16 protein-coding genes and 1 pseudogene are annotated in these 20536 nt (G+C 65.6%); all 17 read right to left on the bottom strand.

Features of this window, described 5'->3' with window-relative positions; translation table 11 throughout:
• Positions 1-59: 59 nt before the first annotated feature.
• Positions 60-704: pseudogene (locus V6W80_RS02650) on the bottom strand (winged helix-turn-helix domain-containing protein); the annotation flags it as partial.
• Positions 705-885: 181 nt separating this feature from the next.
• Positions 886-1839, bottom strand: coding sequence for a GlxA family transcriptional regulator (locus tag V6W80_RS02645; RefSeq protein WP_173150332.1), 954 nt, complete (start codon positions 1837-1839; stop codon positions 886-888).
• A 212-nt stretch (positions 1840-2051) separates the two neighbouring features.
• Entirely contained in the window at positions 2052-3170 is a 1119-nt protein-coding gene (locus tag V6W80_RS02640) for a metallophosphoesterase (RefSeq protein ID WP_338545783.1), read from the bottom strand.
• Between the two features lie 98 nt (positions 3171-3268).
• Positions 3269-4561, bottom strand: coding sequence for an NTP/NDP exchange transporter (locus V6W80_RS02635; RefSeq protein ID WP_338545782.1), 1293 nt, complete (start codon positions 4559-4561; stop codon positions 3269-3271).
• Positions 4562-5479 (bottom strand): aldo/keto reductase, encoded by a 918-nt coding sequence (locus tag V6W80_RS02630; RefSeq protein WP_338545781.1) that lies wholly within the window; start codon positions 5477-5479, stop codon positions 4562-4564. It abuts the gene before it with no gap.
• A gap of 300 nt (positions 5480-5779) precedes the next feature.
• Entirely contained in the window at positions 5780-6835 is a 1056-nt protein-coding gene (uvsE, locus tag V6W80_RS02625) for a UV DNA damage repair endonuclease UvsE (protein WP_338545780.1), read from the bottom strand.
• Positions 6836-7127: 292 nt separating this feature from the next.
• Positions 7128-8396, bottom strand: a complete 1269-nt coding sequence (locus tag V6W80_RS02620) for a DUF445 domain-containing protein (protein WP_338545779.1) — start codon at positions 8394-8396, stop codon at positions 7128-7130.
• 49 nt (positions 8397-8445) lie between these two features.
• Positions 8446-9555 carry a Gfo/Idh/MocA family protein gene (locus V6W80_RS02615; protein WP_338545778.1) on the bottom strand — a complete coding sequence of 370 codons (1110 nt, stop codon included), beginning with the start codon at positions 9553-9555 and terminating at the stop codon, positions 8446-8448.
• A gap of 191 nt (positions 9556-9746) precedes the next feature.
• Positions 9747-10772: an ABC transporter permease gene (locus V6W80_RS02610; protein ID WP_278443697.1), complete on the bottom strand. Its 1026-nt coding sequence runs from the start codon at positions 10770-10772 to the stop codon at positions 9747-9749.
• A gap of 61 nt (positions 10773-10833) precedes the next feature.
• Complete coding sequence (locus V6W80_RS02605) at positions 10834-12387, bottom strand: sugar ABC transporter ATP-binding protein (RefSeq protein WP_338545777.1); 1554 nt, start codon at positions 12385-12387, stop codon at positions 10834-10836.
• 47 nt (positions 12388-12434) lie between these two features.
• Positions 12435-13379 carry a sugar ABC transporter substrate-binding protein gene (locus V6W80_RS02600; RefSeq protein WP_068385082.1) on the bottom strand — a complete coding sequence of 315 codons (945 nt, stop codon included), beginning with the start codon at positions 13377-13379 and terminating at the stop codon, positions 12435-12437.
• Between the two features lie 148 nt (positions 13380-13527).
• Positions 13528-14754, bottom strand: coding sequence for a maltoporin (locus V6W80_RS02595; RefSeq protein ID WP_082731542.1), 1227 nt, complete (start codon positions 14752-14754; stop codon positions 13528-13530).
• 190 nt (positions 14755-14944) lie between these two features.
• The gene (locus V6W80_RS02590; RefSeq protein ID WP_017641129.1) at positions 14945-15880 is read right to left on the bottom strand and encodes a sugar ABC transporter substrate-binding protein; all 936 of its coding nucleotides are present in this window, start codon (positions 15878-15880) and stop codon (positions 14945-14947) included.
• Between the two features lie 133 nt (positions 15881-16013).
• Positions 16014-16184 carry a hypothetical protein gene (locus V6W80_RS02585; protein ID WP_156522377.1) on the bottom strand — a complete coding sequence of 57 codons (171 nt, stop codon included), beginning with the start codon at positions 16182-16184 and terminating at the stop codon, positions 16014-16016.
• 168 nt (positions 16185-16352) lie between these two features.
• Positions 16353-17417: a Gfo/Idh/MocA family oxidoreductase gene (locus tag V6W80_RS02580; RefSeq protein ID WP_184291908.1), complete on the bottom strand. Its 1065-nt coding sequence runs from the start codon at positions 17415-17417 to the stop codon at positions 16353-16355.
• Between the two features lie 65 nt (positions 17418-17482).
• On the bottom strand, positions 17483-18493 hold the full coding sequence (locus V6W80_RS02575; RefSeq protein WP_064309337.1) for a Gfo/Idh/MocA family protein: 1011 nt from the start codon (positions 18491-18493) through the stop codon (positions 17483-17485).
• A gap of 57 nt (positions 18494-18550) precedes the next feature.
• Positions 18551-20488: a 3D-(3,5/4)-trihydroxycyclohexane-1,2-dione acylhydrolase (decyclizing) gene (gene iolD / locus V6W80_RS02570; RefSeq protein WP_338545775.1), complete on the bottom strand. Its 1938-nt coding sequence runs from the start codon at positions 20486-20488 to the stop codon at positions 18551-18553.
• Positions 20489-20536: the final 48 nt, after the last annotated feature.

Raw genomic sequence — 20536 nt, 5'->3', positions numbered from 1 at the left:
GCGGGTTCGATCAGCCGCTCGGCATTGTCCAGCACCAGCAGCAGGCGCCGTGTGGCCAAGGCTTCCTGCAGCGCCGGCAAACCACTGCCACTGGCGAGTCCCAGGTCACTGGCGAGCCGATCCACCAGCGCCATCATGTGGCCCAGTGCCGCGAGATCGAGACTCTGTATCCCGTCGGCAACGTCTTCCGCCAGCGCAGGCAGCAGATGCTGGACCAGCAGCGACTTGCCGACACCGCCGGTACCCACCACCGACACCAGACGGCGTTGCGCGAGCAAGCGGCGTAGTTCGACCAGACTGGTCTCGCGCCCCTCCAGGGGCGTCAGGGGCAGTGGCGTCTCGGCCAGCGGCGCGAGGTCTTCCTCGCTCAGGCGTTCCACCGCCAGGGCGAAGCCATAGCCGCGATGCCGGGCGCTGAGGATGGGATCCCGACCGCTGTAGGGGCGCAGTACCCGGCGCAGGGCCGAGATGTGCACCCGCAGATTGATGTCCTCGACGACCGCGCCAGGCCAGACCCGGGCCATCAGGGTCTGCTTGCCGACCAGTTCGCCGGGGTGTTGCAGCAGCACCCACAGGATGTCCAGGGCCCGTCCGCCGAGGGGCAGCACACGCTCGCCATCCAGCAGCAGGCGCCGACGTGCATCCAGGACCAGGCCGCAGAAGCGGAAGGCACTGGCGTCTTCCAGGGACTTGAGCTCTTGCATGACCGTGTCGCGCCACCTTGCCTCGGGTTCTGCGGGCACCAGGCTCCGCAGTCCCTCGACGGTGTGCGCCTCTCCTTGCCGATAGGTACGACCATTCTGGCTGCTACCCAGGCAAGCCGTATGACGATATACGGCCAGAAGCTGCCATCGATGGGCGTGATACCGCCATCAGAGGCCGATTTCAGCTGAATTGGTAACGGTATTGCGCCGGAGTCAGCCCCAGATGGCTCTGGAAGGCGGCGCGCATGCAGCGGTCGCTGGCGAAGCCGCTGCGAAAGGCCACCGTCTTCAGCGGCAGCTCACTGGTCTCCAGCAATTCGCGTGCATGATCGATGCGCGCCCTGAGCACGAACTCCAGGGGCGTCATGCCGGTGTCGCGCTTGAACACCCGGGCGAAGTTGCGGGTACCCATGGTCGCCAGCTCGGCGAGCCGGCTGATCGAATAGGCCTGGTCGATATTGGCCAGCACATGGTGCTGCACCCGGTTGATGGCGGTGGTGGCTTCCGGCTCGTCGAGCAGCGGGCTGAACTGCGCCTGCTTGCCCTGCCGCTGGGTCACCACTACCAGCACCTTGGCCACCTCCCGGGCGATGAGCTTGCCGTGATCCTCGGCTACCAGGGCCAGCGCCAGGTCGATGCCGGCAGTGACCCCAGCCGAGCTCAGCAGCGGGCCATCGCTCAGGTAGATGTCATCGGCGGTCACCTGGGCGCGGGGAAAGCGTCGCGCCAGGCGCTCGCGATAATTCCAGTGGGTGGTGACCCGTCGGCCATCGAGCAGACCGGCGCTGCCGAGCAGGAAGGTGCCGGTGCAGACCGCTCCGTAGCGGGTGCACTGCGCGGGCACCTGCCGCAGCCAGGCCGCGACGTCCGGATGGGGCTCCAGGTAGGCCCCCGGCCCACCGGGCACCAGCAGCAGGTCATAGCTCCCCGGCGGCTGTTGGGTGGTGAGCTCCGTGCGTATCGTCATGCCATTGGAACAACGCAGGGTCCGCCGCCGCCCCGCGGCGATGGTCACGATGCGATAGTGGTCGGCCGTGGGCAGATAGCGATTGGCGATGGAAAACACCTCCACCGGCCCGGCGAAATCCAGCATCAGCACCTCGGGGACCAGCAAGAAAGCCACTGTCCTCGTCATGGCGATACATCCTTATCCGTGTTGCAGATTGTCCTTGGACGCTGGGGCGTCCGGGTGAATATGGAGTCAGGATAAGGATTCGACTCCAAGGGGCAAGCAGTGGCAAACAGCCATCCCTCGCCCTTCGGAGAACCGCCAGGCACCTCGGGCGGCAGTAAGGCGTCTAACCTGAGGTTCTTGCCAAGGCGGGCGCTGAATGGCCTGGTCTACCGCTAACCCCGCCGCAACCTGATCAGGGTGATCTCGCTCGGCGCGCCGAATCTCAGTGGCGGGCCCCAGTAGCCGGTGCCGCGGCTGATGTAGACGGTCAGCCGACCCAGGCGATGGATGCCGGCCACCCAGGGTTGCTGCAGGCGCACGAAGTGCATCCAAGGCCAGAACTGGCCGCCGTGGGTGTGGCCGGAGAGCTGCAGGTCGGCGCCGGCCGCCTCGGCCTTGGGCGCCGAGCGCGGCTGGTGGGCCAGCAGGAGACGGAACAGCCCTTCCGGGGCACCGGCGAAGGCGGCCGCTGCGTCGCTGCGGTGGCTGGGCACATAAAGCGGCGCCGAGTAGTCGGTAATGCCGGCCAACACGAAGGGCGTGCCTTGGTGCTGCAGCACGCGGTGCTCGTCGATCAGCACGGTCAGGCCCTGCTCGCGCCAGGCGCGCACCCAGGCCTCGGCACCGGAATAGTATTCGTGGTTGCCGGTGATGGCGTAGGTGCCCAGGCGCGCCTTGAGCTGCTGCAGCGGCAGGAATTCCTGACACAACTCGGCCACGCTGCCGTCCACCAGATCGCCGGTGATGGCCACCAGGTCGGCATCCAGGCCGTTGACCCGATCGACGATGCGCTGCAGGTAGCCGGCCTTGATGGTCGGGCCGATGTGCAGGTCGCTGAGCTGGACGATACGCAGCCCCTCCAGGCCGGCGGGCAGTGCCGGCAGGGTCAGCTCTACCTCCTTGACCTTGGCGGTACGCCGGGCGTTGTAGACGCTACGCAGCGCCACCAGCAGCACGAGGCCCAGCACGACCCAGGCGCTGCCGGCGCGCCAGGCGGCATCCAGCGGCTGGCCGATCAGGCTGGCAAAAGCCACCATCACACCGCGCAGCAAGCTGAACACCGCCAGGCTGGAAAACACGCCCATGGCGATCAGCGCCGCCCAGGCCAGCAAGCGCGAATTCATGTCCCGCGAGCGAAACCCCAGGGGCACCAGGACGAAGGACAGCAGCAGCAAGATCCAGAACGGCAGCTGCGCAGCGGGCGACAGCCCGAGATCGCCGATGACGCTGAGGCCGATGAACAGATGCAGGGCGAAGAGAACCAGATACATCATGGCGCGGGAGCGGAACATGGAGGGCCCAGAGGCAAGGAGAAGGGCCTACCTTAGCACCCCGTCGGTCGCCCCTCGGAGCCCCGGGTTGTTTCCGGCTACAACGATTCAGCCGGCATTCAGCGCCGCTCCGCTTCGTTCACCTGGGCGGCCTGATCTGCGCGGCGGCCCAGATAGAAACCCAGGCAGGCCCAGAGCGCCGCGCAACCGGCACCCACCAGGGCCGGCAGCCAGGCGCCGTGGCCGAGCAGTTCCAGCAGACTCTTGGCCCAGCCACTGGCGGCGTCACCGGCGCGATAGACCACGGTATCGATGAAGTTCTTGGCCTTGTACTGGGTCTCGGCGTCCAGCGGCGCGAAGAGCATCTCGCGCCCCGGGCGGATGAAGGCGTATTCACCGATCCGCCTGACGATCATCAGCCCGGCCAGCATGGCGAAGGTAGGCAGCAGCGCCAGCCCGAGGAAGCCGATACACATCAGCAGCGGCACCCCGGCCAACAGCACCCGTACCCCGAGCCGCTGGGCCAGGCGACCGGTGATCAGCACCTGGCTGACCAGGGCGCCGGCCTGGACCACAAAATCCAGCAGGCCGAACACCTGCACCTGGCGGGCGCGATCGGGAAACAGCTCGGCCACCAGCCGTGCCTGCTCGAAGTAGAGAAAGGTGCTGACCGTGGCCAGCAGGATGACGAAGGCGCTCACCGCCAGCAGATAGGGTGACGCAAGCACCCGGGTCAGGCCGCTGAAGGGATTGCCGGCCACCGGGCGCCGCGGGCTTTCGGTCGGTGGCGCCCCCGGGCGTCCGGCGCCTCGGGTCTCGCGCCAGCCCATCAGATAGGCCTTGAGCGTCAGCGCCAAGAGCAGCAACGCCGCGGCCAGCAGCGCCAGGCCCGCCTCGCCGATCAGCGGGGCCAGGACGGCGGCCAATACCGGGCCGAGCAGCCCACCCACACTGGCCCCAGCGGCGATGAAGGCGAACAGCCGCCGCGCCTGAGCGCCGTTGAAGACATCGGCCATCAGACTCCAGGCCACCGAGACCACGAAGAGGTTGTAGACCGAGATCCAGACATAGAAGGTACGCGCCAGCCAGACGCTATCACCTAAGCTGGCGAAGCAGGCGGCGAAAGCCAGCAGGTTGAGGGCGAAGAAGCCGTAGACCCAGTCGACGAAGCGAATCCGCGCCACCCGCGAATTGAGCCAGGCGAACAGTGGCACGGCGAGCAGCATCACCAGGAAGGTGGCGGTGAACAGCCACTGCAGATTCTCCACGCCACCGGCGATGCCCATGGCCTCGCGGATCGGCCGCAGCATGAAGTAGCCGGCGAACAGGCAGAGAAACAGCGCGAAGCCGGCCAGGGCCGCGGGCGACTCACCGGCGCGGGCGTCGAGGACGCGACCGAGCCAGTCCTTCATCTAGGCGAACAGCCCGGCGATGGCCTCACGCTGGCGCGCATCCGGCAGACGACCGCGACCGGCCTGGAGATTGTCGACCATGTAGCGCGGATTGCTGGTGGCGGGAATCACCGCGGTCACCGCCGGGTCGGCGAGGATGAACTTGAGCAGCAGCTGCGCCCAACTGGTCGCGCCCAGTTCGGTAGCCAGCGGCGGCAAGGGTTTACCGCGGGTGCCGGAGAGCAGATTGCCGCGTTGGAAGGGCCGATTGATCAGCACGGCGATGCCCTGGTCGCGGCAATAGGGCAGCAGGCGCTTTTCAGCCTCGCGCTCCCCCACCGAATAGTTGAACTGCACGAAGTCGACCTTTTCCTGTTGCAGCGTGGCCAGCAGATCGTCCAGCGCCGCTTCTCGATAGTGGGTGACGCCGACATAGCGCACCCTGCCGGCCTGCTGCTGTTCGCGCAGCAGGGCCAGCTGGTTGGCGGTGTCCTGCAGGTTGTGCACCTGGACCAGGTCCAGGCGTTCGATCTGCAGGGCCTGGAAGCTGGCGGCCAGTTGCGCTGCGCCGCGCTCGCGGCCGGTAGCCGATACCTTGGTGGCGAGAAAGACCCGCTCCCGGGCCTGGGCCCGCTTCACCAGCTCGCCGGCCACCCGTTCGGAGTTGCCATAGCTGGGCGCGGTGTCGATGAGGCTGCCACCGCCGTCGAGCAGCGCCTTGAGCACCTCCTGCAGCGGCGCCAGGGCGGCGTCGTTCAAGTCGACATCGAGATTGCCCGAGGTACCGAGACCGATGACGGGCAGGGCCTCGCCACTGCGGGGGATCTTGCGGGTCAGCAGCGGCTCGGCGGCCTGGACGCTCTGCCATAGCCAGGGTGCGGCGGTCACGGCGGCGGCCAGGGCGGTGGTGGTCTGCAGGAAATGGCGACGGGTCGGCATGGCGGGCCTCGCGACGATCGTTTCGAAAGGATGACCCTTGAGTTAAGCGGGTCTTCCAGCCTGTCGCCCGCCAGGCTCGTTGCGGCATGTTGCAGTGAGAGCCGTTTTCGTAGGTTGGGTTGAGCGCAGCGAAGCCCAACAGTGCCAAGGTCGAACACCCCCGTTGGCCTTCGACGATAGAGCCGTCCCAACCCAACCTACGTGACGAGACAGTAGGTTGGGTTGAGCGCAGCGAAGCCCAGCAGTGCCAAGGTCGAGCACCCCCGTTGGGCTTCGACGATGGAGCCGTCTCAGCCCAACCTACGAAAGAATGCCGTGATCCGCCGGCGGCAGACTGCCGTCGCCGCCCAGGTAGCGGTCGTAGAAATCCCGCACCGTGACGTTCTTGTGCTTGGCTTCGAACATGATGTCGAAGCGGTCGAGGAACTGGCAGGCGTAGCGGTTGCACCAGTCGTTCCACATCATGTCGCTGTGGGCATAGAGCACCCGCTTGCTGATCTGCTGCAGCAGGAACGTGATATCGATCCGCTCGCTGGGCGACACGCCCATTTCCATCAGAGCTTCCGGCGGCTGGGAGTAGTGCATGGCCGGTCGCACGCCGCGCCAGCTGTCGATGATCCTCGCCACCCGTGGCTCCCAGGGGTCGATGTAGGCCTCTTCGTGGATCCAGCAGTGGTGGATGTCCAGTACCACCGGAGCAAGATCGGCCAGCTGCAGGCAGTCGTCGACGCCGTAGGTCTTTTCATCGTTCTCGAAGGTGATGCAGTTGCGCGCCTCGGTGGAGAGTCGCGGCCAGATCGCGCGAATGCCGGGCACGCCCAGGCGGCCGGCGATGTGCACATTGCACTTGAAGTCCTGGAATTTCTGGCCGTAGCCCATCAGGCGGATCATGTCGGCGTGGTACTCGAATTCCTTCAGGCTGTTCTCCACCACCTCGGGGCGATCCGAGCCCAACACGCAGAATTGCCCGGGATGCAGCGACAGCCGCACATCGCGGCGGCGGGCCAGCTCGCCCAGCCGACCGAAGCGATCGGCCAGCAGCGCCTGCAACTCTTGGGAACGATAGAAGTAGGCGAATTCGGCGTGGCTGTAGAAGGGCAGCAGATCGCTGCTCAGGCGCAGCATGCGCAGATTGTCCGGCAGGTCGGCGACGTGCTCGACGAATCTCAGTTGGGTATCCAGGTTGTGAGTGACCACGTCCAGCAACTTGGCTTCGGCGGCCGCGCGCTCGACGCTGCCCAGCCAGCGCAGGGTGGTGGTACGGGTGTTGAAGGCCCGCTCGACCTGCTCCAGTGCCTTGAGCGACAGACTGCGCTCGGGATGACGGTACATGCAGGCAAAGCCGATTCGATACATGGGACGCTCGGGACAGGGACTATAGGGATTAGTCCGCGCGGCGCCGCTTGGGTGCGGGTGGGGTGATGGGTGGAAGGGGCTTGGGGTTTTGGCGTCCGGGTTTGCCCTCCCCCCGGTCCTCTCCCAGGGAGAGGGGGTGGTATGGCAGCAGGCTTAGCTAATGGGTGCTCAGGGCTATCGCGGCCATGGCGGTCCGCCGATGCGGTCGATTGGGTTTGGTTTATCGCGGCCATGGGCCGCTCCTACAGGCTCGGGTTTAGTGTAGGAGCGGCCCATGGCCGCGATCGAGCCCCTACCCCGGCCCCAGCCAAACCGTTAGAGCATGCAGCACCAGTCCCACCAGGCCGCCCACCAGGGTGCCGTTGATGCGGATGAATTGCAGGTCCTTGCCGACGCTCTGCTCCAGCTGCTGGACCAGCTCGCCGGTGTCCCAGGCCGCCACGCGGGCGGCGATGTAGTCGCCGATGCGCTGGCGGTTGCGGTCGATGAAGGGCGGTGCCACCGTCATCAGCTGCTCGTTGATCCAGCGCCGCATGGCTTCGTCGCGACTCAGGGTCTCGCCCAGCTCGGCCAGCAGCCGGCCCAGGCGGCGGCGGATGCGCGAATCCGGCGCGGCGAGATCCGCTTGCAGCCAGTTCACCAGCTCGTCCCACAACTCCTGCAGATAACCCGCCAGCGCCGGGTGTTCCAGCAGCCGGTCGCGCAGCTGCTCGCCGCGCAGGCGAAAGGCCGGGTCCTCCTTGAGGCGCTCGATGAAGCCGACCAGATAGCCATCGAACTGCCTGCGCAATTCGTGCTCGCGGTCATGACTGATCTCGCCGATCAGCCGCGACACCGCCTGCACCACCTTGATCGCCGACCAGCGCCCGACTCGCTCGTCCAGCCCCAGGTACTTGAGGGTGCGCAATTCGCCGCCGATGGTGCGGGCGATCAGCGCCTGGGTGTCTTCGTCCTGCAGCAGGCGATCGATCTCCTGCAGCACCTCGTCGAGCACCGCCTGGTGGCGGCCGTCGGCGGTCAGCATGTCGAGCAGTTCGCCGGACAGCGCCGCCACGTCCAGGCGTTGCAGCCGCTCCACCGCCACCCGGCGGATGAAGGCCTGCACCCGCACCTCGCGTAGGGCTTCCAGGGAGTAGCGGGCGACACCAGTGGCCTGGCTGGCCACCGCGGCGGCGTTGTCCGGCTGGCGCAACCAGCCGGCCAGGCGTCCGGCCGCGTCCAGTTCTTCCAGCTTGGCCAGCACCTGGGGCGTGGCGAGGAAGTGCAGGCAGATGAAGTCCGACAGCTTGCGCCCGACCCCGGCCTTGTTGCGCGGGATGATGGCGGTATGGGGGATGGGTAGCCCCAGGGGATGGCGGAACAGCGCGGTCACCGCGAACCAGTCGGCGATGGCGCCGACCATGGCCGCCTCGGCGAAGGCGGCGGCATAGCCCCAGGCCGGATGGCGGGCCTCCAGGGCGGTGGCCAGGCAGTAGAGCCCCGCCGCCAGGAACAGCAGCAGCAGGGCGATGAGTTTCATGCGGCGGACCGGGGTGAGGCCGTCGCCGGAGAGTGTGGTCATGGAAAAGGGATAATCCTCGCGCGGGATGATCCCAGCATCCTACCCCAGACTAGAGTCTGACCCAGCGCTCCTCCTGGGCCGATTGCCGCGCGGCCTGGGCCAGGCGCTCCACTTCCCAGGCCTCCTGGAAGTCGACGCCGGTATGCCCGGGGTTGCCGCCCAGGGCCTCCAGCAGCGAGCGGACCTCCAGGGTCTTGAGCTCGTTGTAGCCGAGCTGGTGGCCAGGCGCCGGGCAGAAGGCGGCGTAGTCCGGCAGGTTCGGACCGGCCAGCAGGGTACGGAAACCGGCCAGGCCCGGACGGTCTCCGACCTGGTAGAGGCGCAGTTCGTTGAGGCGCTCCTGGTCGAAGCTGAGGGTGCCGCGAGTGCCGCAGACCTCGAAGGCCAGGCGATTCTTGCGCCCGTGCTTGAGCCAACTAGTGGTCAGGGTGCCGCGGGCGCCATTGGCGAAACGCAGCAGCAGATGGGCCTGGTCGTCGATCTCCACCGCCCGGGGGCCACCCTGATGGGGCCGCTGGCCATGGGCGGTGTGCAGATCGGCGCAGAGCGCCGCCACCGGGCCGAGCAGGAAGCGCGCCAGTGACAGGATATGGCTGCCCAGATCGGCCAGGGCGCCGCCGGCCTGACGGGTCTCGCAGCGCCAGGTGAAGGGCCCCTGGGGATCGCCCATGAAGTCTTCGCTGAATTCGCCGTTGAAGCTGACGATCTCGCCCAGTTCGCCGCTGTCGATCAGCTCGCGCGCCTGCTTGAGCATCGGATTCTGCAGGTAGTTGTAGCCGACCCGATTGACCACCCCGGCCTGGCGCGCGGCGTTGCGCATCCGCGTCGCCTCCTCCAGGCTCACCGCCAGGGGCTTTTCGCAGTAGACCGCCTTGCCGGCCGCCAGGGCGGCCAGGGCCATGGGTGCGTGCAACAGATTGGGGGTGGTGATGGCCACCAGCTCGACCTGGGGATCGGCGATCAGGCGCTCCCAGTCGCAACTGCGGGTGAAGCCCCAGGCGTCGGCGCAGCGAGCGGCGCGCTCCGGATCGGCATCGGCCAGGGCCACCAGCCGCGGGCGGACCGGGAGCGCGAAGCTGCTGGCCGCGTGATGGAAGGCCTGGGCGTGGGCATGCCCCATGAAGCCGGTGCCGATCAGACCGATGCCGATGTCGCGCATGTCGTTCTCCGTGAGGGGTGTAGAAAGACCCGGCCGGCCAAGCCAGTAGCCGACCGGGTAAAAGGGATGGCTTAGGGGTGGGGGCGCCCCTCACCCCGGCCCTCTCCCAGGGGGAGAGGGGGAAGAGCAATCGGGTGCTGGCTCGACCCTCACCTCCGGCCCTCTCCCAGGGAGAGGGGAAGGCGCCAGCCCTAGCGCTTGGCCTTGCGCTTGTTGCGGTACTGGTCGATGACCACGGCGACCACGATGATCAGCCCCTTGATGATGTCCTGGACGTAGGCGTCCACCCCGAGAAAGGTGAAGCCGCTGGCCATGGTGCCGAGGATCAGGGCGCCGATCACGGTGCCGGTGATGCGCCCTACCCCGCCCGCCAGGCTGGTGCCGCCGATCACCGCCGCGGCGATGGCGTCCAGTTCGTAGGACATACCCATGCCCGCCTGGCCGGTGGCGGCGCGGGCCGAGGCCACGACCCCGGCCAGACCCGCCAGCAGGCCGGCGATGCTGTAGACGATGATCAGGTGCTTCTTGACGTTGATGCCGGAGATGCGCGCGGCCTGCATGTTGCCGCCGATGGCATAGGTGTACTTGCCGTACTTGGTGTAGCGCAGGGCGATGTGGAAGATCACCGCCACCACCAGGAAGATGATCACCGGCATAGCTCCGGCGCCGATGGCGGTGTAGTTGTCGGACAGCATGCTGATCGGCTGGCCTTCGGTGTAGTAGCGCGCCAGGCCGCGGGCCGAGACCATCATGCCGAGGGTGGCGATGAAGGGCGGGATGCCGGTGACGGCGATGATGCTACCGTTGATGGCGCCGGCCAGCAGCCCGACCCCGAGGCCGGCCATGACCGGCACCCAGACCGGCAGGTCGGTCAGCGAGGGAAACACCGCGCGACCGAAGTCCGAGGTCTGGGCCAGACTTGCCGCCACCATGGCCGACAGCGCCAGCACCGAGCCGGAGGAGAGGTCGATGCCGGTGGTGATGATCACCTGGGTCACGGCGATGGCCAGCAGGCCGATGATCGAGACCTGCAGGATCATCAGCACCAGGCGCTGGGAGTTCAGCAGAAAGCTCTGGTCGCGCAGGACCCAGCCGAAGGCCTCGAAGGCCAGGCCGATGCCCAGCAGCACCAGCAGGATGCCCAGCTCGGTGGGGATGCGGCGCCGCGGGCGCGCGGTGGGTAGCTCGGCGGTTTTCTTGTCCAGGAGGGCACTCATCTTGTTCTACCTCGTTGTAGGCCGGAGGCGGCGGGTAGGCACCCGCCGCGCATGACGCGCGCTAGTGCAGTACGGGATTACCCGAGGCCAGGTGCATGACCCGCTCCTGGGTGGCTTCGCCGCGATCGAGAAAGCCGGTGACGGTGCCTTCGTGCATCACCATCACCCGATCGCTCATGCCCAGGACCTCGGGCAGTTCGGAAGAAATCATGATCACCGCCAGGCCTTCGGCGGCCAGCTTGGCGATCAGCCGGTAGATCTCGGCCTTGGCGCCGACGTCGATGCCGCGGGTGGGCTCGTCGAGGATGAGGATGCGCGGGCGGGTCATCAGCCAGCGGGCGATCAGCGCCTTCTGCTGGTTGCCGCCGGAGAGATTGGCGATGCACTGGTCCAGCGAGGGCGTCTTCACCCGCAGCTGCTGGCGCATCTCCTCACAGAGCTGGTCGAGGCGCTGCTGCTGCACGAAGCCGCCGCTGGCGAAACCCTTCAGCACCGCCACCTCCATGTTTTCCCCCACCGACAGGCAGGGAAAGATGCCGGTGTCCTTACGGTCTTCGGTGAGCAGCGCCAGCCCTTTCTGGATGGCGAGACAGGGATCGTTCATACGCACCGACTGGCCGTCGATGCGGATCTCGCCAGCGGTGGCCGGGGTCACGCCGAACAGCGTCTCGGCGACGTTGGTGCGCCCCGAGCCCATCAGCCCGGCGATGCCCAGCACCTCGCCGGCGCGCAAGTCGAAGGAGACGCCGGAGAACACCCCATCCAGCGCCAGGTCGCGCACCGACAGCAGCACCTCGGCGCGCGGCGCGGTGCGCTCCGGGAACAGCTGGGTCAGTTCGCGCCCCACCATCATGGCGATCAGGCCGTCGCCGTTCATGCTGTCGGCGCGATGCAGGCCGATGTATTGGCCATCGCGGAACACCGCGACCTCGTCGGCGATCTGGAACACCTCGTCCATCTTGTGGGTGATGTAGACGATGCCCTTACCCTGGGCCTTGAGGTCGGCGATGATGGAAAACAGGTGCGCCACTTCGGTCTCGGTGATGGCCGAGGTGGGTTCGTCCATGATCAGCACATCGCTGTCGTAGGACACCGCCTTGGCGATCTCCACCATCTGCCGTCCGGCGATGGACAGGCTGCCCACGCTGTCCTCCGGATCCAGGGCGATGCGCAGCCGGTCCAGCAATGCCTGGGTCTGGTGACGCATCTTGCCGTGGTCCACCAGGTGCAGGGCATTGAGTGGTTCGCGACCCAGCCAGATGTTCTCGGCAACGGTCATGAAGGGCATCAGGTTGAGTTCCTGGTGGATCATGGCGATCCCCGACTGCAGCGCCTGCAGCGGTGTCTCGAAGCGCACCGGCACTCCGCGCAACCGCACTTCGCCGGCATCGGGCTGGTAGATGCCGGCGATGATCTTCATCAGCGTCGACTTGCCCGCGCCGTTCTCGCCCATCAGCGCCAGCACGGTGCCGGGACGCACCCGCAACTGCACGTGGGACAGCGCCTTGACGCCGGGAAACTCCTTGGTGACATCGACGATTTCCAGCAGGTATTCGCTGGGCGCGGCCGTGGCCGATAGCGGAATTACAGCCGCAGGGGTGGCAGGACTGAGCATGATCACGATCTCCTCGCCGGCCGTGCTGAGCCGGCCGGCGGTTTAGGTCATTGACGCTGGAACTGCTGATAGTTGTCCGGGGTGACGAGATGCACCGGGATCCAGAGATCACCCTGCAGCGCCTGGTGCTGGGCCAGCTTGACGGCAGCGTCCACGGCGCCGTTGCCCATGGCCACCGGATCACGCAGCACCGTCACGGCCAGCTGCTTGCGCGCGATGGCGGCGAGGCCATCGGGAGTGCCGTCGATACCGCCCACGGGAATGTCCCGGCGACCGGCGCGCTGCAGGGCCATGGCCGCGCCAATGCCCATCTCGTCGTTGTTGGCCGCCACGGCGTCGATCTCGCGTCCGCCCAGCAGCCAGTTGTTCATCAGGTCCAGCCCCTTCTCGCGCTGCCAGTCGCCGGACTGCTCCTCCACCACCTTGATATCCGGGTACTTGGCCAGTACGTCCTTGACGCCGGCCGTACGCTTGCGGGTGTCGTCATGGGCCAGGCGGCCGAGAAGGATGGCGAGGTGGCCCTTGCCGCCCATCTGCTTGGCCAGATACTCCATCTGCAGCTGGCCGATGGCCCGCTCGTCGGTGCCCACGAACACCACCCCGGCCGGGAAGCTCTCCACTTCCGGGCGGCTGTTGAGGTAGACCAAAGGGATGCCGGCGGCAGTGGCACGCTGGGTGATCTTGCGAGTAGCCGCGGTATCGGCTGGATTGACGATGAGCACATCGACCTTCTGGGCGATGAAGTTCTCGACATGGCCAAGTTGACGGACCACATCACTGGCGGAGTCTTCCACCTGCAGGGTGGCGCCGCCCTCTACCTGTTTGGCACGGTCCTGCATGGCGCGGACCAGGTAGGCGATGTAATTGTCGAGATTGCCGACGGTAACGCCGATGCGCAGCTCCGCCAGGGATAGACCTGGCAGCGAGGCCAGGACCAGGGCGAGTAGCAGACGACGGAAAATGGACGGACGGGCAGCGGGGCTCTGAAACATCGACATCACCTACTTATTGTTGGAGCGGCGGTACACGGCGACCCGTGCCCGCCTTGGCGGTCAATGACTCGCAATTTATTAGAAAAAAAATTCCATATCAATAGAGTTTGGAATTTTAATAGCTGGCATCGACCGGTCGTACCCTGGTCTACCAGGAATGCTCGAGTTGTACGCCGAGATTGGCGCCATCCAGCGAGGAACCGAAGCTGCCGGTATCGGAAAGCGCCGATCCCGCCGCCAGCAGGTTGGCCGCGTCCTGGGCTGCGCGATTCCACTTGGCATAGGTCACGTAGAAGCGAACCTCGGGATGGGCGTTCTTGAAGGTCAACCCGCGCGGCGACCAGGTCGGCGCGAGGGTCAGCTTGGTCAGCTTGCGGGTACCACCGGGTGCCTGGACCTGGTCGTAGCCAAGCTCGGTCGCCAGCTTCCACTGCTCGGCGAAGCCATAGACGGTCCGGCCGCCGGTGGACAACCAGTGCTGGTCACCCGTATCGCGCTTGTCGGTCTGGTAGACGAATTGCAACTGACCACCCCAGCGCGGACCGATCTGCCAGTCGAAGAACTCCACCAGGCGATAGCTGGCTGAGTCACGTCGGGTACCGATGTCACCGGTGGAACCCAGCGCTACCCCGGGCCCCTCGCCGTATTGCAGGGCCAGCGTATTCACCCCACCCCAATTCAGGAAGTTCTGCTGCTTGTGCTGGGCCGTCACCGACCAGCCACTGTGCGCGTCCTGCATGTTCGATGGCTTGTCGATGTAGCTGGCGCCCAGTTCCAGCAGGCCGTTGGGGTTGGTCTGGAAACCGGCCACGTTGAAATCGTAGCGGCTGATGTAACGTGTCTGGTCGAAGTTGTCCTTGCGGGAGAAGGCCAGGCTGTATTTAAGATCCCCAATGGGGATGTCTTCCAGGCCGCCACCGGTAGCACTCTGATTCCAGTAGAAGAAGTCGGAGATATCGATGGAGTTGCGCTTGTAGTAACGGCGCCCCGCCCAGACCGCGCCGCCGTTGAGGGCCTGTACGCCGTTCCAGTAGGCATAGCCCTGGACCAGACGGGTCCTGCCGAAGTCGCCGTCGAAGCGCGGCGTATGGTCATAGGCGTTATATAGCTGGACCATGCCGTAGAGCCCGAGGCGCGAGCCGTCGTCGAGCCTGAGCAGATCGTGGGACAAGGCGAGTTCGGCCAACTGCTCGCATTCGTTGCCCAGACGAAACTTGGAAGACGCTCCTGGCAGTTGAAAACACTGCTGGGACTGCGACCCCGTGGACGTCCCCAGACCGCCCCTCAGGTAGCCGGAAAAATCCAGGCCGTGCGCCAGCGGCAGGGTGCCACCCAACAAGCCCGTCAACATGACCCTGGTGATAGCTCTGTTCATCATGCTCTCTCTATTTTTTATTTATGAGGCGAAACGTACCGGCGCACTGCAGGGCGCCTGTCTTGAGCGAGCCATTGCCGGCCCGGAAGCCAAACGCCGCCCAGCCGCTCGCGGAGCACGGGTCCAGGACTCGTGCTCGCGGCGGTGGCTAAGGCGTAAGGGTTTGGAGCGACTGGAGCGAGGCGGACTATCAGTCCTTCAGACGTTGCTGAAAACTGTCGACGTTCTCAGGGGTGATCAGCTGGTAAGGCACCCAGACGTTCTGCTCGACCTTCTCCTTTTTCGCCAGCTTGATCGCTGCCTCGACCGCGCCATTGGCCTGGCCCTTGGCATCCTGGAACACCGAGACCGCGAGCAGGCCACGCTTGATCGCCGAGAGGCCATCCGGGGTACCGTCGACGCCGCCGATGAGTACCGAGCCCTTGGCCTTGCCGGCCTGCTGCAAGGCCATGGCCGCGCCGATCGCCATCTCGTCGTTGTTGGCGGCCACGGCATTGAATTCCTTGCCGCCCAGCAGCCAGTTGCTCATGAGGTCCATGGCCTTGTCGCGCAGGTAGACCGCGGACTGCTCTTCCACCACCTTGATGTCCGGATACTTGGCCAGGACCTCTTTCACGCCCTTGGTGCGGTTGTGCGTGGAGTTGTTGGCCAGATCCCCCAGCATGATGACGACACTGCCCTTGCCGCCCATTTTCTCCGCCAGGTACTGCATCTGCAGGGTGCCGGCCTCCAGATCGTTGGAGGCTACGGTGACCACACCTTCAGGCAGCTTGAGTTCATCCGGTCGACGGTTGACGTAGACCAGCGGGATGCCCGCCTTGACCGCGGCCTCGGTGATGTTGCGAGTAGCAGCGGTGTCGACCGGATTGACGATGATGGCGTCCACCTTCTGGCTGATGAAGCTCTGCACCTGGTTCAACTGCTTGACGACATCGGCGCGGGCGTCCTCGAACTGTAATTGGACGTGCTCGCTCTTGGCTTTCTTGGCCATGGACTCACGCAAGTAGGTCAGCCAATTGTCGTCGAATTGCGACATGCTCACGCCGACCTTGAGATCGGCCAAGGCGGACGTGCTGGCTACGAGCAGGGAAAGCGCCAGGGTGGCAAAACGGATTTTCATGCGCATCGAGATAGCTCCAGTCGTTATTGTTTTATTGCGGTGGTAAGGCTTTTTGCTGGCGATCGGATGCCCACGCGCCTGTAGCCAGGCGCGCGGCTATCGAGATAAGGCATTGGGAGGCGGCCGCAGGCCGCCCAGGTCAGCTCGAGCGGAAGAGCACGGCTGCTCCAGGCGAGGCGCAAAGCACCACGCCCTGGCGCTCGTGGCAGAACAGCCGACCCAGCAAGGCGAGCAGCCGTGAATCCCGCCGAATGCGCAGGCGGTGAACGGCGAAGAGCGGAAGATGGGTGGAGTGTGCGGAGGAGTTCATGTCGCGGCACCTGTCATTATTGTTGTCGGGACGCACCTGACGTGCGCAGTACCCTGGTGACTCGTTACAGCAACTGCATCTGACTTTATTGGAAAGTTAATTCCATAACAAGATAAAAATAGAATTCAAAATCTACGCGAGACAACTATCCAGGTCTTGTTTCTAGCTTCACGACGCCTGCTCGAATGCCTGAGCGTCAGGCAGCGAAGGGACGGACGCTACCTTCACTGCCTGCCCATCCAGGGCGCTCTGGCGCGCGGCATCCAGCACGGCCTGACAGGCCAGCGCCTCGCGGGTGGAGACCGGCGGGGCACTGCCTTGGGTCAGCGTCGCCAGCCACCTGGCATAGAAAAGGTCCCAGCGACCGCGTTCGCTGGGTATCCGTTCACGCTCTTCGCCCCGACTGAGCCAACCCCAGCGCTGATGCTCTTCAGCCCCCCAGTTGCCTTTCTCGCTACGCGGCGAAAGGCCCTGCAACAGCGCCTGAGTCTGTCCATCCAGCCCCTCCACCGTGTAGACGCCCTCCTCGCCCACTACCCGTAGACGCCAGGGGCAACCCTGCAGACAACTGCCGGAAAGATGCGAGATCACGCCGCCCTGGTGCTGCAGGGAGATGAAGAATTCATCGTCCCGCTCGGGATCACCCTGATGGAAAAGTACCTCGGCATACACCTGAGTGACCGGCCCGAACAGCGTCAGCGCCTGGTCCACCAGATGACTGCCAAGATCGCGCAGCAGCCCACCACCGCTGGTGGCGCCGGCCTTGTGCGGCTCATCCACCTGGATGCGCGACTCGAAGATCCGCACCGGGCCCAGAGTACCTTCGCGTAGCAATTTAGCGACGGTGAGCACATCCGAGTCCCAACGACGATTCTGGTAGACGGTCAGAGCTACGCCGGCACGCTCGGCCGCCTGCACCATGTCCTGGGCATCCTGAAAATTGAGCGCGAACGGCTTGTCGCTTACCACGGGAATGCCGTGCTGGATCGCCTCCAGAACCAGGGCCTTGCGCTCGGCGACCGGCGCTGAGATCACCAGGGCATCTATCCCGGCGGCGACCAGGCTGGCCAGGTCATCGTGGCAGGCCACCCCGGGATGATCCTGAGCCACCTCGGCACGCCGCTGCGGGGAACGGGTGACGACGCCGACCAGCCGCGCGCCTGCGGTACTGGCGATCAGGGGGGCATGAAAGAAACGGCCACCCAGGCCATAGCCGACCAATCCGATACGCATGGTTCGATTCTCCTCGTGCAGCAAAGAAAAACCCCCGCAGGCAGCGCGCCAGCGGGGGTCGGGACTCAGCCGTAGAAGGCTGGCCGAGTCGGCAGGGTGATGGGCACGATGGTGCCACTGCGCTGGGCATTGACGCAGGCATCGCCGGTCACCGCAGCGATGTAGCCGTCCCAGGAGGACGGCCCGGTCAGTTGGCCGGCCTTGAGATCGTCGATGAAGGCCTGCAGCTCCACGTCATAGGCCAGCAGGAAGCGCTGCTTCCAGTCCACCAGAATCTCGTTGGACAGCTTGGCGTCGCTGCGCAGCTGCACCGAGGAGGGCTCCGGCAGTCGAGCAATGCCATGCTCGCCAACCACCTCGCACTGGATGTCGTAACCGTACTGGCAATTGACGAAGATCTCGACGTCGATACGTACCCCCTTGGCCGTCTCCAGCAGGACCACCTGGGGATCCTTGAGGTGCGCCAGAGCCTGTGAGGTCTTGCGTGGGAAGACCACCTGGGCCGACACATACTGATCGTCCAGCAGCCAGGCCAGCACATTGATCTCGTGGATCAGGGTATCGGTGATGGCCATGTCGGTGGTATAGCCTTCGCCCACGCTGGGATTGCGGTGTGCGGCATGGATCATCAACGGCTCGCCGATCCGCTGGCCATCGATCACCGCCTTGAGCTGGCGATAACCGGCGTCGTAGGGACGCATGAAGCCCACCTGGACCAGACGCTTGCCATGGGCCTGCTCGGCTTCGACGATGCGCTTGCAACCTTCCGCGGTCACCGCCAATGGCTTTTCGCAGAACACCGGCTTGCCGGCGGCGATGGCGGCCAGCACGTACTCTTCATGGGTCGGGCCCCAGGAGGTGACCACTACCGCCTGGACGTCCGCCGCGCCGACCAGGGCGTGGCCATCCGGATAGACCTCGGCGGTAATGCCTTCCTCCTGGACAACCCGGGCGGCCTGTTCGAGGTTGATGTCGGTTACCGCCACCACACGGCTGCCCAGCAGCTTGTGGCTGAGACGACGGATGTGTTCGCGGCCGATGGCGCCCGTACCGATAACACCGATGTTCAAGGTCATGACTTCTGTTCTCCGATTGAAATTGTTGTTACGTGAGAAAGCCGGGGACGAAAGCGATCAGTACTGGCGAGCCTGGGCGGTCTTCTCCTTGAGCATCTGCGAGACGGCAGCGATCTTCTCGCTGGTGGAAACCTCGGCGCCGCCGACGCGCCACCAGGACAGGTACTTGTGGATCATGGTCTTGGGCAGCACCTTGATGTCGATCAGGGTAGAGACCTGTTGCTGGCGGGCATCGGCCAGGGCGGCATCGAGCTCTTCCAGCGTCTTCACGCGATAGGTCTTGCAGCCGTAGGCGGCGGCGCTCATGGCGAAGTCCACCGGCACGAAGTCACCGTCGAGCTTGCCGGTCTCCGGATTGCGGAAGCGGAACTCGGTGCCGAAGCTGCCCATGCCGTGTTCCATCTGCAGGTTGTTGATGCAGCCGAAGGTCATGTTGTCGAGCAGCACCACATTGATCTTGCGGCGCTCCTGGATGGAGGTGGCCAGTTCCGAGTGCAGCATCTGGTAGGAGCCGTCACCGACCAGGGCGTAGACCTCACGCTCGGGTTCAGCCAGCTTCACGCCCAGGGCGGCGTTGATCTCGTAGCCCATGCAGGAGTAGCCGTATTCCAGGTGATAGGTATTGACCCCCTTGCTGTGCCAGGCGCGCTGCAGGTCACCGGGCAGGCTACCGGCGGCGGCGACGATGACGGCGTCGTCGTCCAGCCGTTCGTTGAGACGGCCGAGCACCTGACTCTGGGTGAGCGAAGAACCTGTCAGCTGGACGAAATCCTCCAGCACCGCTCGCGGCAAGTCGTCGTCGATCTCCGGTACGAAGTCGGGCGCGTCGTAGCGTGCGGCGTAGACCCGATCGATTTCCTGCCGGTATTGCTCACGGGCCTCGCCCACTTGAGCCCCCCAGTCGGCGCGATAACCGACAGCGTCCAGGGCCTCGGTCAGGGCGCTGAGGGCTTCGCGGGCATCGGCCACCACGGCCAGGCCGTCGAGCTTGCCAGCATCGAAGGCGGCCACGTTGAGGTTGAGGAACTCCACCTCGGGATGCTGGTAGAGCCACTTCGAGGAGGTGGTGAAATCGGTGTAGCGCGTACCCACGCCGATGATCAGATCCGCGTCCTTGGCCAGCAGGTTGGCGGCCAGGCAGCCGGTCTCGCCGATGCCGCCGACATTGAGTTCGTGGCTGGAGACGATGGCGCTCTTGCCGGCCTGGGTCTCGGCGAAGGGCATCTCGAAGCGCTCGGCGAAACGCTGCAGGGCCTCGGCGGCGCCGGAATACTTCACCCCACCGCCGCAGATCAGCAGCGGCTTGCGCTTGCGCTTGAGCAGCTGCACCGCCTCCTCGATGGCAGCGGCCACCGGCGGCCGCCGATCCAGACGGTGCACCCGCTTGGCGAAGAAGTAGTCGGGATAGTCGTAGGCCTCGCCCTGGACATCCTGGGGCAGCGCCAGGGTCACGGCGCCGGTCTCGGCCGGATCGGTCAGCACGCGCATGGCGTTGATCGCCGCGCTCATCAGCTGCTCGGGCCGGTTGATGCGATCCCAGTACTTGCTCACCGCGCGGAAGGCATCGTTGGTGCTGATCGACAGGTCGTGGAATTGCTCGATCTGCTGCAGCACCGGATCGGGCTGGCGACTGGCATAGACGTCACCGGGCAACAGCAGCAGCGGAATTCGGTTGGCAGTAGCGGTGGCCGCGGCGGTCAGCATGTTGGCCGCGCCCGGACCCACCGAGGAGCTGCAGGCATAGATCTGCCGACGCAGCTTCTGCTTGGCGAAACCGGTGGCGGCATGGGCCATGCCCTGCTCGTTGCGCCCCTGGTGCACCACCAGGTCACCGGCATCCTGCTCCAGCGCCTGGCCCAGGCCCAGTACGTTGCCGTGACCGAAGATGGTGAAGACGCCGGCGACGAACTTGGTTTCCACGCCGTCAACGCTGAGGTACTGGTTATCGAGGAACTTCACCAGGGCCTGGGCCATGGTCAAACGTTGGGTGCTCATGGATTCACCTCTTCGATCTAGAGACTCCCGGGAGTTATCCACCCGGGA

The sequence above is a fragment of the Pseudomonas benzopyrenica genome, from assembly GCF_036884265.1.
Classification (GTDB): Bacteria; Pseudomonadota; Gammaproteobacteria; order Pseudomonadales; family Pseudomonadaceae; genus Chryseomonas; species Chryseomonas benzopyrenica.
Note: the sequence above shows the minus strand (reverse complement) of the source record. Positions and strands in the feature narration are given on the sequence as shown.

Excerpts from the sequence above, each read along its gene's own strand:
- V6W80_RS02615 (WP_338545778.1), bottom strand. The coding sequence starts at position 9,555 with ATGCGCGACATCGGCATCGGTCTGATCGGCACCGGCTTCATGGGGCAT.
- V6W80_RS02640 (WP_338545783.1), bottom strand. The coding sequence starts at position 3,170 with ATGTTCCGCTCCCGCGCCATGATGTATCTGGTTCTCTTCGCCCTGCAT.
- V6W80_RS02580 (WP_184291908.1), bottom strand. The coding sequence starts at position 17,417 with ATGCGTATCGGATTGGTCGGCTATGGCCTGGGTGGCCGTTTCTTTCAT.
- V6W80_RS02575 (WP_064309337.1), bottom strand. The coding sequence starts at position 18,493 with ATGACCTTGAACATCGGTGTTATCGGTACGGGCGCCATCGGCCGCGAA.
- V6W80_RS02605 (WP_338545777.1), bottom strand. The coding sequence starts at position 12,387 with ATGCTCAGTCCTGCCACCCCTGCGGCTGTAATTCCGCTATCGGCCACG.
- V6W80_RS02635 (WP_338545782.1), bottom strand. The coding sequence starts at position 4,561 with ATGAAGGACTGGCTCGGTCGCGTCCTCGACGCCCGCGCCGGTGAGTCG.
- iolD (WP_338545775.1), bottom strand. The coding sequence starts at position 20,488 with ATGAGCACCCAACGTTTGACCATGGCCCAGGCCCTGGTGAAGTTCCTC.
- V6W80_RS02620 (WP_338545779.1), bottom strand. The coding sequence starts at position 8,396 with ATGACCACACTCTCCGGCGACGGCCTCACCCCGGTCCGCCGCATGAAA.
- V6W80_RS02585 (WP_156522377.1), bottom strand. The coding sequence starts at position 16,184 with ATGAACTCCTCCGCACACTCCACCCATCTTCCGCTCTTCGCCGTTCAC.
- V6W80_RS02595 (WP_082731542.1), bottom strand. The coding sequence starts at position 14,754 with ATGAACAGAGCTATCACCAGGGTCATGTTGACGGGCTTGTTGGGTGGC.
- V6W80_RS02610 (WP_278443697.1), bottom strand. The coding sequence starts at position 10,772 with ATGAGTGCCCTCCTGGACAAGAAAACCGCCGAGCTACCCACCGCGCGC.
- uvsE (WP_338545780.1), bottom strand. The coding sequence starts at position 6,835 with ATGTATCGAATCGGCTTTGCCTGCATGTACCGTCATCCCGAGCGCAGT.
- V6W80_RS02590 (WP_017641129.1), bottom strand. The coding sequence starts at position 15,880 with ATGCGCATGAAAATCCGTTTTGCCACCCTGGCGCTTTCCCTGCTCGTA.
- V6W80_RS02645 (WP_173150332.1), bottom strand. The coding sequence starts at position 1,839 with ATGACGAGGACAGTGGCTTTCTTGCTGGTCCCCGAGGTGCTGATGCTG.
- V6W80_RS02630 (WP_338545781.1), bottom strand. The coding sequence starts at position 5,479 with ATGCCGACCCGTCGCCATTTCCTGCAGACCACCACCGCCCTGGCCGCC.
- V6W80_RS02600 (WP_068385082.1), bottom strand. The coding sequence starts at position 13,379 with ATGTTTCAGAGCCCCGCTGCCCGTCCGTCCATTTTCCGTCGTCTGCTA.